Below are 15,698 nucleotides of genomic sequence, written 5' to 3'. Positions count from 1 at the left end.
GGTTTAGCTATGAGCTAGCCCCACTTTTTCGCTTTGTTCTATCTTAGGAGGGGAGGAAGCTCGTCAATGCTCTTTTCAAGCTTCTGCAAGTTCATCTGATAGCCTATTACATTGGACAGCGTTTCGATATTTAGTAAGTTCTATTAAGGGTTCGTTGACCAAAGCCCAGCATGTTTTAATACAACGCGTGGATGAAGTTTTAGCTGTGCAACCATTAAATCTGCTAAATCTTCTGCTTGCATCACTTTTTCTGGATTACCGTCTGTTAAGTTAAGCTCAACCGCCATATCCGTAGCAACTGTACTTGGCGTCAATGTTGTAACGCGAATATTTTTCTTACGCACTTCAAGCATTAATGATTCACTTAGTCCGATAACCGCAGCTTTTGAAGCCGAGTATGCGCTTGTAATCGGAGCCCCTTTTTGACCTGCTGTTGATGAGATATTAATGATGTCACCAGTATTGCGCTCTATCATCTCCGGTAAGACAGCGCGTGTTGTGTAGTACACACCTTTTACGTTAACATCAATAATATTTGTCCATTCTTCAGGTGTTAAGTCCATGAAGTTACCGAATTTTGAAATGCCAGCGTTGTTTACTAAAATGTCGATGGCGCCAAGCTCTCCGCGAATAGATTCAACGGCTGCGGTGATAGAGTCTAAATCCGCTACATTGGCCGCGGCGATTGCTACCTTCACATCATACCGTTTAAGTTCCTCCGCTACTTGTTGTAAATTTTCAAGAGTACGTCCAACAAGACCTACGTGAATACCTTCTTGTGCAAAAGCTACTGCTGTTGCACGTCCGATTCCACGTCCAGCTCCTGTAATTAACGCCACTTTTCCTGCAATTGTTTGCATGTTTTTCTCTCCTTCGGTTGAGATAATTTTATTTAGACGAAAAAATAGATTATGATTTGTCTTTAAGACTATCCTCATTTTACTACGGTTTTATACATTGGGAAGAGTGCACTTTTTGGTGCGGAGGTTACTAAAAGTTACTTATATGAAAAGGGAGTTAGCTCTATGTCAGATAAATTAAGAGAAGAGATAAAAGAGAGAATAGTAAATAACGATTACCATTGTGAAAAAGAACTTACCTTATCGATTATTAGTGGGAAATGGAAAGTTGTTATTTTGTGGCATTTAGGTGTAGAAGGACCTCATCGCTTCAGTGAGCTTCAAAGACTTTTTCCGAAAATATCTCATAAGATATTAACAAACCAATTACGTGAACTGATGGAAGATGGGATTGTTCATCGAGAAGTGTTTCCAGAAGTTCCTCCAAAAGTCGAATATTCCATGACTGAACTAGGGATGACGTTATTACCGATCGTTGAGATGATGTATGAATGGGGGAAAAAGAGAATCGATCAAATTAAACGAGAAAGCAATAATGGGGTCATTTAGGATAATTTAAATTATCAGTGCTGTTTTTAAACAATTTTATTATAGCTGATAGATGGGTGCTTTATTTCTATACACAGGCCGATTAAGATGGTAGAACTTTCCGCTACTTTTATCGTCTTTTTGTAAAAGGGGTGAGCTTATGGGAGTTTGGTATTTCTTAATCTTATTTGTAGGGCTGTTTTTCGTATTTAAAGGACTATTTATGAAAAAGCAATCTTTGTTAATAAAGAAAATTAGTATTGTATTTGTAGGATTATTATGCATTTCATTCTCAATATTTATGTTTTCACCAGGAAGTGCAGAAATAATTTCTGATTTGCTAAATTTGGAATAAAGAATTATGTTAATAGAACTAATGTGGGGCTAAAAGTGGGGAAGTGTAGTGAGCTTACTTTTAGCCCCACTTGCTTTTTCATTCCAGGCATCCATAGCTATTGGGAGTTTACGGACTTTCTTGGGAAAACAAGGCTCATTTACAAAGTGAGCTCTTTTATTTATTTGGAAACTTTTGAATACCTTATTGACATTGGAAGGAAAATATTGTTACATTATAGGTAACGGGCGTTACCTATTGGGAGGGGGCAAATTTTTTTGGCACCAAAAGAACGGTTTACAGAGGGGATTTTATTGGATTGTGCTTTTGAAATGGCTAGAAAAAGTGGCATTGATAGTATTAATGCAAGGGATTTAGCAAAAGAGTTAGGTTGTTCGACAAAGCCTATCTTTCGATTATTCTCGAGTATGGACGATTTAAAGTACGCAATCTATGAAAGGGCTAGCAGTCTTTATAATGAAAGAATGTTTCGGGGCTTACAAGAAAGTTCTTTTTTAGGAATGGGGTTAGCCTATATTAATTTTGCTCGCGACGAAAAAAAGCTATTTGAGCTGTTATTCCTATCCAATAAATATAAAATCTCAAGCTTTTCAGAGTTAATAAATGACATAGAAAACCAAGGGATTGTAGCGCTAATTTCTAAATTAACTGGATTAACTCAAACCTCTGCTAAATCTCTATTTATAGATATATGGTTAACTACGCATGGTATTGCAACTATGTGTGCGACGAATACTTGCGATTTAGATGGCTCGGAAATTGAGGGTATTTTAAAAGAGGTTTATGAAGGCGTTAAACTAAAATTAATGAATGGAGAAAATAAATAAAAATGAAAAATTCACCTATTCTTTTATCCATACTATTTACTTTGCTTGCGCTTGTTTTTCCTACCATTGCTGGTGTAATTATAGCTGTCAAAAATATAAGTAGCTTAAGCTCTATATGTTTGATTCAATTTATTGCCTTTGCAGGTGGTGTTCTAGTTACCCTCTGGATTATGAAAAAAAGTAAATTCTCTTTCCAAGACTTCGGATTTAGAAAGTTTAAAGCAGAGGCGTGGATAGCTGTTATCGTTGTTTCTGAGCTAGTTCCATTCTTGAATGGTATTACTGATAAAGATGGTTTTTCTGCGCAGTATGTATTTATTTTACTTCTATTGGTTATTGCAGTTGGTTTTTGTGAAGAGCTTATTTTCCGAGGCCTAATTTTTAAATATTTATCAGCAAAAGGGCTGAAAGTGGCTATTCTAGGCTCCTCAATTTTATTTGGTATTGGACACCTTGCAAATTTAGCTTCCGGTCATAATCTTTTATTGGTATTAATACAAATAGTTTTTGCATTCCTCTTTGGGCTAGTTTGTGCAGAAATTGTAGCAAAGACAAAAAGCATTATTATCCCGATTGTCTGGCACGCTACGCATGATTTTATAGCATTTTTGACCGATAGTGAGCCGAATGTACTTTCTGTTTCTATTTATGTCTTGCATTGTTTATTGTTAATTGGTCTCGCAATTTATTTCTGGCGAGCATTATTTTCTAAGAAAGAAACAACAGAATTTATGAAATTAAACAATGGAAATCCTGAGATTGGTGTTTAACAAAGGCTGTTTTTGAAAAGATTGTTGCTATACGAACGGGCAGTTAGTTGTATGAGGGATTTATGCAATAATAATTCAAGGAGGTTTTTATGCAAACCGTAATACCTGCTACATCTATGTTTATAATTATAGGGTTGTTCATTTTAATTCGTAGAATCCGTTCTATGTACAAACCAACCAAAGGGAGAGGGGGGCGAATAATTCTTCCTCTTTTATTTTTAACACCTGGATTATCATTTTTTCTAAACGCTTCTGGGCACGTCACATACCTTCAATTATCTATAGCGATTTTTTTAGGAGTGGGTTTTTCTATTCCTCTTATTTTATGGTCAGATTATGAAATACGAAATGATGGTTTAATTTATGCGAAGAAAAGTCCTGCTTTTATAATTACTTTCGCCATTATGATTGCTTTACGTTATTATTTTCGACAACATATTTCGACTATCGAACCAGGTACACTCAATATGCTAATTTTCTTACTAGTTATTTGTTATTTAATTCCTTGGAGAATAGCTTGCTATATAAAGTATAAAAAGGTTCTTAAACTAAAAAATATAGTCAGTTTGTAGAACTTCGTATATCTCTAACACCCTCCAAAATGAAACAAGAAGTATAAGTTTGTGAATAAATGCACTTAAACAAACGGGTGCATTACTTGAAGATCATAGAGTTCCATATGCAGCTCTTTTTTCATATTGAACTAAAGGCGCAGGGTAGCGAAAAAGAAATGTTTTTTTACGTAGGTTACTAATTCTAAGGAGGTGGTTTGAAAATGAAACTGAGAATGTTGTTTGGTATTTTTCTTATACTTAGTTTGACAGCTTGTTCATCAACCAAACAAACTGATATAACAGATGAGGTTATCTTCTATGGCGAGGGAGAACATTGGAAAGTAAAATATATTTACAATCCTGAATTGTATGACGAAAAAAAAGTAAATTGGGTTGAAATCGAATGGAAGGATCTGGAACTATCGCATGGGGATTTACATAATATTGACATTAAGTTTGAAGGTAGAGATGGGTTAATTACAGGGAATATTGGAGATATGGTAACAAAAATTAACGGGAGCGTTATTTCATTTTTAGTTGGTACTGTTAATAATGAAACATATAAAGAGGATGAATATAAAATCAAAATAAAATTCAATGATGAACAAGATGTTATAAGGTTGCAGTTATTGAACTAACGAGGACTTTAGTTAAATATTCGATTTACGAAATACCAAACATAAAAACAGAGCTGATTCTACACATTTTGTAGATTAACTTTATTTTTATGTTTTAACAGCAACAATATTTTAGAAAACAGCCTTAACAAAAGAGGAAGGCACCACCTTAGATTATTATTACGAATAATATCAAAAGCGGCTGCTCATTAATTTGAGTGGATGCTTTTTATTATTATAAAGATGAACTACCTTATGTTTTACAGTATGAATTGAATTGTAATAATTTGTGGAGATGGGAATCTGCTTGGATATACTTGACTTCTATCTTGAAAAAACAGGAGGATTCATCCTATAATAAAAAGGTTATAGGAAAAACAATATAAGGGAGCATCCATAATGACGAATGAAGCAAGATCGCAGGTGAACATTAAGCTCATTTCGACGATTCGTCCGATTGATGGAGAATCCGAAAGTCAGGAAATGTGGCTGACAGGACAACTTTTGGAAAAGGCCGGAAGCTTGTATTTAAAATATGAAGAAGTGCTTGATGATAAAATTATCCACACGACAATGAAACTAGGCAATGAACGTGCTCTTATTATGCGAGCGGGAGCAGTAAATATGCGGCTTCCACTTAATATAATGGAACAACAGACTGGTCATTATGATAGTGAATTTGGTTCAATGCCACTTGTCATCCATACAAAAAAAATGACGTTTTCAAAACAGGCAGTAAGCGGAGATTTCCGTGTACAGTACGATTTACTAATGGGTGGGCAATCCGTTGGCAATTATACATTAGATATTACATTTACGGAGGTACAATGATGAACGCTGTAGAACAAGTACAACAGGCCATTAAGACCGCAATTGCGCAGGCTGTTGAAAAAGCTGGCTTAGTTGAGGCTGGGACAAATTTAAATATTCACCTTGAAACACCGAAGGATAAGTCAAATGGGGATTATGCAACTAATATTGCAATGCAATTAACGAAATTAGCAAAAAAACCACCCCGTGCAATTGCTGAAGCTATTTTAGAAAATCTTGAAACTGCTGGGACAGATATCGAAAAAATTGATATTGCTGGTCCAGGCTTTATTAATATCACAGTACGTAAGGATTTCTTAACGGGTGTTGTGAAGGCAGTACTTGAGCAAGGGGCTGATTATGGTCGTTCAAATGCTGGCGCAGGAGAAAAAATCCAGGTTGAGTTTGTATCTGCAAATCCAACAGGTGACCTTCATTTAGGACATGCACGTGGAGCTTCTGTAGGGGACTCTTTATGTAATGTATTAGATATGGCAGGCTATGATGTATCTCGTGAGTATTATATTAATGATGCAGGTAATCAAATTAATAATTTAGCCTATTCACTAGAAGCTCGTTATAAGCAAGCTTTAGGTCTAGATGCAGAGATGCCTGAGGATGGCTACCATGGTGCTGATATCATTGAAATCGCTAGTAAACTTGCTGGTGAGCATGGTAATACTATTTTATCCAAATCAGACGAGGAACGATTTACTTTCTTCCGCCAGCATGGTTTAGCTTTAGAATTAGATAAACTAAAAACAGACCTTGCCAACTTCCGAGTAAACTTTGATGTTTGGTATTCTGAAACTTCGCTATATGAAAACGGTAAAATTGAAGTTGCATTAGAGAAATTAAAGGCTAATGGTCATGTATTTGAAGAAGATGGCGCTACATGGTTCCGCTCTACTACATTTGGTGACGATAAGGACCGTGTATTGATTAAAAATGATGGCTCGTTCACATATTTAACGCCAGATATTGCCTACCATGAGGACAAAATTGTTCGTGGCTTCGATAAATTAATCAATATTTGGGGAGCTGACCACCACGGCTATATTCCACGTATGAAAGCAGCTATTCAAGCACTTGGCTATGATCGTGATACGCTTGAGGTTGAAGTTATCCAGATGGTACAGCTTTATAAAAATGGCGAAAAATTTAAAATGTCAAAACGTACAGGGAACGCTGTGACAATGCGTGAACTAGTTGAAGAGGTTGGATTAGATGCAGTTCGTTATTTCTTCGTAAAAACTGCAGGCGATTCTCATATGGACTTTGACCTTGACCTAGCTGTTTCTCAATCAAATGAAAACCCAGTGTATTATGCACAATACGCACATGCACGTATTTCATCGATTTTACGTTCAGCTAATGAGCAAGGCTTTGCTGCAACAACAGATCATTTAACGCTGTTAACAGCTGAAAAAGAGATTGATTTATTGAAAAAAGTGGGCGATTTCCCGAAAGTGGTAGCTGAAGCTGCGAAGCACCGCACACCACACCGCATCGCAAACTATATTCAAGAAACAGCAGCAGCTTTCCATAGCTTCTATAACGCTGAAAAAGTGTTAGATGCTTCAAATAAAGAATTAACAGAAGCACGTTTGGCCCTTATTACTGCTGTGCGCACAACAATTGCAAACGCGTTACGCTTAATCGGAGTATCCGCTCCAGAAAAAATGTAATAATGTTTTTACCCCCTAGCATGATATTGTGCTGGGGGGTTTTTTTGTGGCTCGGATGGATGGAAGGGTCAAAAGTGACGGATAGAAAGTAGAAACAGGCGGATAGAAGCAGCGAAGTGACGGATAGACTCTGCAAATGGTTTTATTCAACTGCTTTAAGTGGTATTTTTTCTGTTAATTTCAAAAATTTTGTTGAAGTTTACGTTAACGTCAATGGTATACTGATGGAAATTGAGAGGGGGGAGAAGATGAAGACGATTCAAGAAGTGGCAAAGGAGTTTACTGTCTCTACACGAACCATTCGCTATTATGAGGAGCTTGGGCTTCTTCATCCTAGTCGTTCATCTACTAATCAGCGAACCTTTTCAAAAAAAGAGTTAGCCAAGCTTAAACTTATTTTTCGAGGAAAGCGTTATGGATTTTCCCTTGAGGAAATCAAGGAGATGGTTCTGCTATTTGATTTTGATCGTACGGGGATTCAGCAATTAGAGCGAACAGTCGAATATGGGGAACAAAAAATACAAGAAATTGATAGTAAAATAACAGAGCTTGTACAAATGAAGATGGAATTACAGCAATTACATGACAAATTTAGTGAAAAATTAGCGATTTTAAAGGGAGAGATGCACGGTGAATAGTTCAAATTTATTAGCACGGAATGCCCGAAAGTATCCAACAACTGAAGCAGTGATTTGTCATGGTCGACGTGTGACCTATCGCGATTTAGATGAGCAAGTGACAAGACTTAGTCATGCTTTGCTTGAGAGGGGTGTTCAGCAAGGAGATAAGGTCATCATTTTTATGCCAAATGTTGTAGAGTTTGCAGTTAGCTATTTTGCGATCCAACGTATTGGGGCAATTGTTGTTCCAGTCAATGCTAAATTTACCTTACAAGAGGTAGAGTTTGTGGCACAGCATGCAGAGGCTACAGCTATTCTTGTACATGAAGCTATTTTTCATGCAGTCGAAAATATTTCGATCATACCAATGAAAATTAAAACGGGTCAAGAGACAGCTGGTTGGTTAAGCTTTGAAGCATTAATACAAAGTGCCAGCTCACAAACAATTGATTGTCAGCTCAATGAGGATGACGCTTCGACAATTTTATATACCTCAGGGACAACAGGGAAACCAAAAGGTGTGTTATTTAGCTATCGTAATATTTTAACCGTGGCACAAATGATTGCTGTCGAGATGGAGGTAAAGCCCGAAAGCCGCATCCTTCTAATGATGCCGTTAACGCATTCAGCTCCTTTGCATTTATTTTTAATGGCGGGAATGCTTGTTGGCTCGACACATGTATTAACCTCAACATTTACACCTGATTTGTTCTTGGATTCAATTGAACAGGAGAAGACAACGCATTTCTTTGGTGCGCCAGTTGCCTATTTGTTAACTGCTCAAATGCCGAGATTACAAACTGCTGATTTATCCTCTATGAAGTGGTGGGTATATGGTGGTGCACCATTATCACAAAATGAAATCAGTTATATACAAAAAGCTTTCCGTACAAATCATCTAACATGTGTTTATGGATTAACGGAGGCTGGTCCAAGCGGCTCATTATTATTTGGTGAGGAACATAAGACAAAGGCAGGAAGTATAGGACAACGTGCACCTCTTGGAACGGAGCTACGTATTATTAATGAGGATGGAGAGGATGTGCGTGCTGGTGAGGTAGGTGAAATTGTGTTATTTGGAGAGGGCAATATGCTAGGCTACTACAAGGACGACATTGCGACGAAGGCAGCATTTATAAATGGTTGGTTAAAAACTGGTGATTTAGCCCGTGTGGATGAAGACGGGTATATATGGATTGTTGATCGCAAGAAGGATGTGATTATTTCTGGTGGTGTCAATATTTATCCAAAGGAAATTGAAGATTGTATTGTAAATTTTGAGGGGATTTTTGAGGTAGCGGTTATCGGTGTACCTCATCCACAGTGGGGTGAAACAGTAAAGGCTGTTTATGCTGCCAAAACAGAAATTGATGACAAGGCTCTTCGACATTATTTGGAGCAGCATCTCGCTAAATTTAAAATTCCACGAATTTTTGAGCAAGTGGAAGCGCTTCCGCGGAATGCATCGGGCAAAATATTAAAACAATCCTTGAAGGGACAAGAGGTGAGATAATTATGAAGGTGTTACAGCAGGAAGAAATGAAAACAACGAACTTTTTTAAAGATAACGATACGCTCCATAGTATTTTAGAAATAATGCTTGATAAAGAATTTGCGGAATATGCAACACGTGAGCTAATAGATTTTGGAGAGCTTTGTGCTGGAGATATTGATAAGAGAGCGAAGCATACAGATAGAGAGGGCGAGCCTCGATTACAACGTTATAATGCTTACGGTGAAGAGGTATCAGAGATTTGGGTCAATGATGGCTACAAAAAAACAATAGAAGATACGTATAATACAGGGATTGTGGGCTATGTGCATAAGAATATTCCGCAACTAGGAAGAAAGGGTAATTATGTATATAGCTTTGCCCAAGGGTATTTACTATCCCATGCTGAGCCGGGCTTTTATTGTCCTGTTACATTAACAATGGCTACAGCTTATTTACTCGATCACTATGCGAATGATGAGGTAAAGGAACGCTTTTTACCACATGTTTGTGCAACAGGTGATACTGAGCTCTATGAGGGAGCAACCTTTTTAACAGAACGACAAGGTGGCTCGGATGTTGGGGCAAATGCTGTAGAGGCAAGACAGGAAGGCGAGCAGTTCCGTTTATATGGTGAAAAATATTTTGCATCTAATGTAGGCATGTGCGGTGTAGCAATGGTACTGGCGCGACTCCAAGGGGCTTCTGCCGGCTCTAAAGGGCTGACATTATTTGCAGTTCCGTGGCGAGCGGAGGATGGTACTGTGAATAACCTTCGTATTCGTCGCTTAAAGGATAAGCTTGGTGTGAAGGCAGTTCCCTCTGGTGAGGTAGAATTTGAAGGTGCACTTGCCTATATTGTAGGTGAGCCGAATAAAGGAATTTATTATATGCTAGAGGCACTTAATCTATCAAGAATTTGCAATGCCGTAGCTTCTTTAGGTATTATGCGACGTGGCTTTTTAGAGGCAAAGCATTATGTGACAAATCGTTCTGCCTTTGGTAAGCCTTTAACGCAATATCCAATGATTCAGGATACACTAGGAAAATTTGCGGCAAAGCTTCATGTGGAAGTAGCAACAGTTTTTGATCTTATTCAGCTATATGATAAAGTGACAAGTGGTCAGGGCAATCATGAGGATATGATGATGAATCGTTTAAATATAGCCATTATGAAAAAGGAAACAGCCGAGCAAGCGGTGAAATATGCAAGTGAAGCGATTGAATTACATGGTGGAAATGGCTATATTGAAGACTTTGTGACACCTCGCTTACTAAGAGATGCACAGGTGCTTACGGTGTGGGAAGGAACTGCCAATATACTGGCATTAGAGCTGATTCGTTTAGTAGATAAGTTCCAAGCTCATAAGTTGTTTGTACGTATTATGGAGGAACGCTTAGCTAAGGTAGCTAACAGCACTCTAAGCCAATTAGTAGTGGAACAATTAGTACAATTGAAATCGACATTGCATACGTTTAGCTCTTTGGATGAAGCAATGAAAACTTTTGAGGCAAAAGCGGTAGCAGAAAAAATGGCGCATATGTATGAAAGCGTTGTAGCTGTGGAATGGGCTCACAGATTCGGTGGTAAATATGAAAAGCTGGCAGATATATATTTAGAGCATACATGGGCATTAAGAGAACTAGGGGCACCGATGAAAACAGTTCAATATTTTGCAGATATTCTTTAACTTCTTTCAGCAGAAGTTTCCCACCTCTATAGGTGGTGAGATGAATGCGAATTTAAGCTACTTTTCAGAGGGTATCCAAACACCCGCTGAAATAGAGGAACTCAGGCTAAGATCTTCACATCCTGTGAAAACGCCTGAGTGACCAACATCGTGTTGGCCCAAAGCCTCCGGCGGATGTCACGGAATCGAAAAGGAGTTCTTTGTGTAAGCACAAAGCCGATTCCGAACGCAATTATGCCGAGGCATAATTGATTAAAGGAGAAGTCGTCTAGATGGTAGGCGACTTTTTTTGTTTTCATGTATAATAAAATCAACTGAATATTATAAAGGTTCTTTACTTATGTAAAGTGAAAAGGGAAATCGGTGATATTCCGATGCGGTCCCGCCACTGTATGTGCTAGTTTTTTTCAATGTACGCCACTGAAAGTTTTTCGGGAAGGCTTGAAAAAACGTATGGAGCACGAGCCAGGAGACCTGCCTTTATAGAGACACGTTACAACCTACGAGGATAGGGTGGTGGATTTTGCGTATTTTTGTGCATTATTACCCCTCACTTTGGATGAGGGGTATTTGTTTTGTATGAAAGATGTCGATAAATTTGAAAAAATGAGCGATAAACTTATAAAGTTCGTCGATTACTAATCTATCAGCAAAATAATTTGTAAAAATTTACGCATTTATATACTAGGAGGATTCATATGAAGAAATTTTGGAAATTAGGACTTTCCGCATTTTTAGCAATTGGCTTACTTGCTGCCTGTGGAGAAGGAGCAAAAAATGAAAAGCCAGCATCTTCTGAGCAGCAAGAAACAACACAAGTAGACAAAGCAACATTCCCTATGACGATAACAGATGCTGTTGGCAAGGAGATTACGCTGGAGTCACCTCCTGAAAAAATAGTTTCTCTTATTCCAAGTAATACAGAGATTTTATTTGCTCTTGGCTTAAACAATGAAATAGTGGGTGTTACCGATAATGATGATTATCCTGCAGAGGCAACTGAAAAACAAAAAGTTGGTGGTATGGAATATAATATTGAGCAAATTATTGCCTTACAACCAGATATCGTGTTTGCTCATGCTTCGAGTATGACATTTTCTGCAGGGGCCATTGAACAGCTTGAATCTGCCGGTTTAAAGGTTTTTGTGGTAACAAATGCGAAGGACTTTAATGAAATTTACACAACAATTGAACAGCTAGGTCGTGCAACTGGGAAATTACCTGAGGCCAAGAAAATAATTAAAGATATGAAGACAAAAGTAGAAGAGGTTCTTGCAAAACTTGAGGATGTAAAGCCAAAGAAAGTTTTTGTAGAAGCATCTGATGAGCCACATATATTTACAGCTGGTAAAGATACATTTATGAATGAAATGCTAAATATGATTCATGCCGAAAATGTTGCAGCAGATACAGCAGATTGGTATGAAATCAGTTCCGAACAAATTATTGCAAAAAATCCAGATGTCATCGTGGTGACATATCATTATGTACCTGATATTTTAACAAAGCTACCACAGCGTGCTGGCTTTGACACAATTAATGCAGTAAAAAATAAAGCCATTGTTCAGGTAGATGAGAATACAACAAGTCGTCAAGGACCACGTTTAGGAGAGGGTCTTGAAGAGTTAGCGAAAGCGATCTACCCAGAGGCGTTTAAGTGAGTAAAATAGTCACAGCCTATGTAACAGCCATTACACTTCTTATCATTGGCATCTGGTGTGGCGTAGCTATAGGCTCTGTTCATATTCCGCTAGAAGTATTGTGGAATAAAACAGTTGATGAAACGGCTGCCAATATTTTTTGGAAAATACGTCTGCCGCGAGTTCTCCTAGCAGGGCTTGTGGGAGCTTCACTGGCCATTGCAGGAGCTGCCTTCCAGGGCCTGCTAAAAAATCCTTTAGCAGATCCCTATACATTGGGTGTTTCTTCTGGTGCATCAGTTGGTGCAGTAATGACGATATTCTTTGGTCTTTCAATTCCGGTAGTTGGTCTCTATACATTGCCAACCTTTAGTATGCTTGGGGCAGTATTAACAATGGTAGCAGTCATGAGCTTTGCAAGAGTAGTAGATCGTTCTCTGAAAATGGAAACGTTAATTTTAACAGGAGTCATCTTTAGTTCATTTTTAGGCTCACTTATTTCTCTAATGATTGCCCTATCAGGCGAGGAGCTGCGGCAAGTGATGGGGTGGCTACTTGGTTCTGTATCAATGCGAGGCTGGCCTTTTGTGCAAATGATTATCCCATTTGTTATTGTAGGTTCATTGATGCTATGGACACAAAGAAGGGAATTAAATGTGCTGTTATATGGGGAGGAACGAGCAAAGCACTTAGGTGTTAACGTGAAACGAAGTAAGTATTTAATTTTAGTTGGTGGATCCATGCTGACAGGAGCAGCAGTGGCTGTTTCGGGAACAATTGGATTCGTTGGATTAGTCGTACCGCATATGACAAGGATGATTTGGGGCTCAGACCACCGTCATTTATTACCATTGTCCTTTTTAAATGGTGCGACATTGCTTATTATATGTGATTTAATTGCACGAACAATTATTATGCCGAGGGAGCTACCAATTGGTGTTATTACTGCATTTATTGGGGCACCTGTCTTTTCCTATATTTTTTATAAGCAGCGCAGAGGTAAGGGGGTACGGGCATGATCGTCGTTGAACATCTATCAGGTGGCTATGATGGCGTACCAATCGTCAAAGATATTAGTTTTTCAGTAAAAAAGGGAAAAATATTAGGGATATTAGGTCCAAATGGCAGCGGAAAATCCACACTATTAAAAGTGATTACTGGCATATTACCAGCAACGGCAGGTACTATAAAAGTAGATGGCAAAAATATTAGTTCTTACAATGCTCGTGCTTTGGCAAAAAAAATGGCCGTTCTTCCACAATTACATGCGAATGCCTTTTCAAACAGTGTGCGAGATGCAGTATCTCTTGGACGCTATCCACATCAATCGGGTTTTTTTTCCATCTGGTCAGATTTTGATGAACAAGCAGTCCAACACGCAATGGCCCTAACAGATGTGACACGCTACGAGCAGACACCCATGGAATTCTTATCAGGTGGTGAGCAGCAACGAGTTTTTGTTGCCCAGGCTTTAGCGCAGACAGCAGAAATATTATTGCTGGATGAACCGACCAATCATTTAGATATTGCACATCAGCGGCAAATTTTAGATATGGTGCGGAAAGAAGCAATTGAATGCGGATTAACCGTTATTATGGTGTTACATGATATGAACTTAGCTTCTCTTTATTGTGACGAATTATTATTAATGGAATCAGGGCAAATGCGTGCATTTGGGGTACCCCATGAAGTATTGATGGCTTCACAAATTGAAGAGGTCTATCAGGCAAGGGTAGCGACCTATGCACATCCTGAAATTCCAAAGCCACAAATAACGATGATGCCTGCATCGGGTGAGCATCTGCAACGTGCATATATTAACAAAGATAATTTTAAGGTTACTGAACATTATATTCAGTTAAAATCTGAGTTCCCTTTAAAAACAGTGTCTTCTGCCGTCCATAACCCAGGGATTGGCTGGTATGATTGCCTCTTAAATCGCTCAGTTCCAGGGGATTATGTCATAAATGATGTCAAGCGAGAGGTAGCAGCATTTTTACAAAAGGAGAGTTTTTCCTCAACGAGTACAGTTGTTATGCTAACAGCAGTTCCATCAAGGCTAGTAGCAATTAATGAATATGCAGCATCCTTTGGCAGTGTGCTTGTTGCTGTTACTGCTGGTGTTGGCAATGCTGTAGATGTTTCTCGTGTACATGAACGACAGATTGAACCATATATTGGTACTATAAATACATGGGTTATTATCAATGGTAGTCTGTCAGAAGAAGCATTTTTCCAAGCAATGATGACAGCAAATGAAGCAAAAACGAAGGCATTACAGTCAGAAGATGTTTGCGATGAACTAAGTGGAACCATTGCAACAGGTACTGCTACAGATAGTTTGCTGATTGCTGCAACACAAAAAGGTGAGGAAATGCAGTATGGAGGCCCTATTACAGAGGTGGGGAAGATCATTGGTAAGGGTGTTTTTGCGACAACTGTGCAAGCCATTAAAAATTATAAAAATGGATGATAGGAGATGAGAGAGATGAAGCTTTATACGAAAACAGGGGATACAGGCAAAACAAGTCTTATTGGTGGACGTGTTGACAAGGATAGCCTACGAGTGGAAACTTACGGAGCTATTGATGAATTAAATTCATTTATTGGCAAGGCTGTAAGTGAATTAGATCGGGAGCTTTTTAAGGATATTCTTATTGATTTAGAAACGATTCAGCATGAGCTTTTTGATGCAGGTGGGGACCTAGCAAATGTTATGAAGGAGCGTCATTATAAGCTTACGGAGCAGCCAATTGAAGTGTTGGAATCTCGAATTGATGCTTTATCAGATGAAGCACCACCTCTACAGCGTTTTATTTTACCTGGAGGTGCCCCAGCAGCTGCAACCTTACACATTGCCCGTACAGTTGCACGTCGAGCAGAACGCCAAATGGTAACTCTCATGAAGGAAATTCAGGATGTACCAACAATTGTCCAAAAATATTTAAACCGACTATCAGATTATTTATTTGCCGCTGCACGAGTTGTGAACTGTAGAATGAAGGTTTCTGATATTGAATATATTCGAAGCGGTAATGTTTTTAAAAAGTAATATTCTTGTAAAGAAAAAGAAAAACGGCTACTTTGAAAAAATTCAGGGTGGCTTTTTTTCTTGGAAAATGTAAGAATATAAAATTATCAGAAATATTTCCGTTTTATGTTGACTGAATGCTCACTCATTTATTAGAATAGGAATATAATGATGTAATAACGTACATTTACGTATGAGCTAGCAAATTTACCACA

At 38.3% G+C, this 15,698-nt stretch carries 15 protein-coding genes and 1 riboswitch; of the genes, 14 read left to right on the top strand and 1 reads right to left on the bottom strand.

Annotated features, from left to right (window positions below; genetic code table 11):
* Positions 1-143: 143 nt before the first annotated feature.
* Positions 144-860 carry a 3-ketoacyl-ACP reductase gene (locus AC2CGN_RS11720; protein ID WP_429988569.1) on the bottom strand — a complete coding sequence of 239 codons (717 nt, stop codon included), beginning with the start codon at positions 858-860 and terminating at the stop codon, positions 144-146.
* A 165-nt stretch (positions 861-1,025) separates the two neighbouring features.
* On the opposite strand from AC2CGN_RS11720, the gene AC2CGN_RS11715 reads away from it, so the two are divergent.
* The 14 genes from AC2CGN_RS11715 (at position 1,026) to AC2CGN_RS11650 (ending at position 15,504) form a co-directional block, all read left to right on the top strand.
* Positions 1,026-1,409 (top strand): winged helix-turn-helix transcriptional regulator, encoded by a 384-nt coding sequence (locus AC2CGN_RS11715; protein WP_429980209.1) that lies wholly within the window; start codon positions 1,026-1,028, stop codon positions 1,407-1,409.
* Between the two features lie 591 nt (positions 1,410-2,000).
* On the top strand, positions 2,001-2,570 hold the full coding sequence (locus tag AC2CGN_RS11710; RefSeq protein ID WP_484513981.1) for a TetR/AcrR family transcriptional regulator: 570 nt from the start codon (positions 2,001-2,003) through the stop codon (positions 2,568-2,570).
* 119 nt (positions 2,571-2,689) lie between these two features.
* Positions 2,690-3,340 (top strand): CPBP family intramembrane glutamic endopeptidase, encoded by a 651-nt coding sequence (locus AC2CGN_RS11705; RefSeq protein WP_484513979.1) that lies wholly within the window; start codon positions 2,690-2,692, stop codon positions 3,338-3,340.
* A gap of 89 nt (positions 3,341-3,429) precedes the next feature.
* Complete coding sequence (locus AC2CGN_RS11700) at positions 3,430-3,912, top strand: CcdC family protein (protein ID WP_484513977.1); 483 nt, start codon at positions 3,430-3,432, stop codon at positions 3,910-3,912.
* A 203-nt stretch (positions 3,913-4,115) separates the two neighbouring features.
* On the top strand, positions 4,116-4,532 hold the full coding sequence (locus AC2CGN_RS11695) for a hypothetical protein (protein ID WP_429990997.1): 417 nt from the start codon (positions 4,116-4,118) through the stop codon (positions 4,530-4,532).
* Positions 4,533-4,910: 378 nt separating this feature from the next.
* Positions 4,911-5,342, top strand: coding sequence for a YwiB family protein (locus tag AC2CGN_RS11690; RefSeq protein ID WP_429980215.1), 432 nt, complete (start codon positions 4,911-4,913; stop codon positions 5,340-5,342).
* Positions 5,342-7,009, top strand: coding sequence for an arginine--tRNA ligase (argS, locus tag AC2CGN_RS11685; protein WP_429980217.1), 1,668 nt, complete (start codon positions 5,342-5,344; stop codon positions 7,007-7,009). Before AC2CGN_RS11690 ends, argS begins: the two co-directional genes overlap by 1 nt.
* 248 nt (positions 7,010-7,257) lie before the next feature.
* On the top strand, positions 7,258-7,647 hold the full coding sequence (locus AC2CGN_RS11680; protein ID WP_286923283.1) for a MerR family transcriptional regulator: 390 nt from the start codon (positions 7,258-7,260) through the stop codon (positions 7,645-7,647).
* On the top strand, positions 7,640-9,142 hold the full coding sequence (locus AC2CGN_RS11675; protein WP_484513974.1) for a class I adenylate-forming enzyme family protein: 1,503 nt from the start codon (positions 7,640-7,642) through the stop codon (positions 9,140-9,142). Before AC2CGN_RS11680 ends, AC2CGN_RS11675 begins: the two co-directional genes overlap by 8 nt.
* Before the next feature lie 2 nt (positions 9,143-9,144).
* On the top strand, positions 9,145-10,812 hold the full coding sequence (locus AC2CGN_RS11670) for an acyl-CoA dehydrogenase family protein (RefSeq protein WP_484513972.1): 1,668 nt from the start codon (positions 9,145-9,147) through the stop codon (positions 10,810-10,812).
* 310 nt (positions 10,813-11,122) lie between these two features.
* Positions 11,123-11,308: riboswitch (cobalamin riboswitch) on the top strand.
* Positions 11,309-11,510: 202 nt separating this feature from the next.
* Entirely contained in the window at positions 11,511-12,473 is a 963-nt protein-coding gene (locus tag AC2CGN_RS11665; protein ID WP_484513970.1) for an ABC transporter substrate-binding protein, read from the top strand.
* Positions 12,470-13,471 (top strand): FecCD family ABC transporter permease, encoded by a 1,002-nt coding sequence (locus tag AC2CGN_RS11660; RefSeq protein WP_429980224.1) that lies wholly within the window; start codon positions 12,470-12,472, stop codon positions 13,469-13,471. Before AC2CGN_RS11665 ends, AC2CGN_RS11660 begins: the two co-directional genes overlap by 4 nt.
* Positions 13,468-14,925 (top strand): adenosylcobinamide amidohydrolase, encoded by a 1,458-nt coding sequence (locus AC2CGN_RS11655; protein WP_484513968.1) that lies wholly within the window; start codon positions 13,468-13,470, stop codon positions 14,923-14,925. The genes AC2CGN_RS11660 and AC2CGN_RS11655 overlap by 4 nt, the downstream gene beginning before the upstream one ends.
* A 15-nt stretch (positions 14,926-14,940) precedes the next feature.
* Positions 14,941-15,504 carry a cob(I)yrinic acid a,c-diamide adenosyltransferase gene (locus AC2CGN_RS11650; protein ID WP_054770258.1) on the top strand — a complete coding sequence of 188 codons (564 nt, stop codon included), beginning with the start codon at positions 14,941-14,943 and terminating at the stop codon, positions 15,502-15,504.
* Positions 15,505-15,698: the final 194 nt, after the last annotated feature.

Source organism: Lysinibacillus sp. DFXJR4 (genome assembly GCF_057196045.1).
The sequence above is the reverse complement of the archived record's forward strand: the minus strand, read 5'-3'. Positions and strand labels throughout refer to the sequence as shown.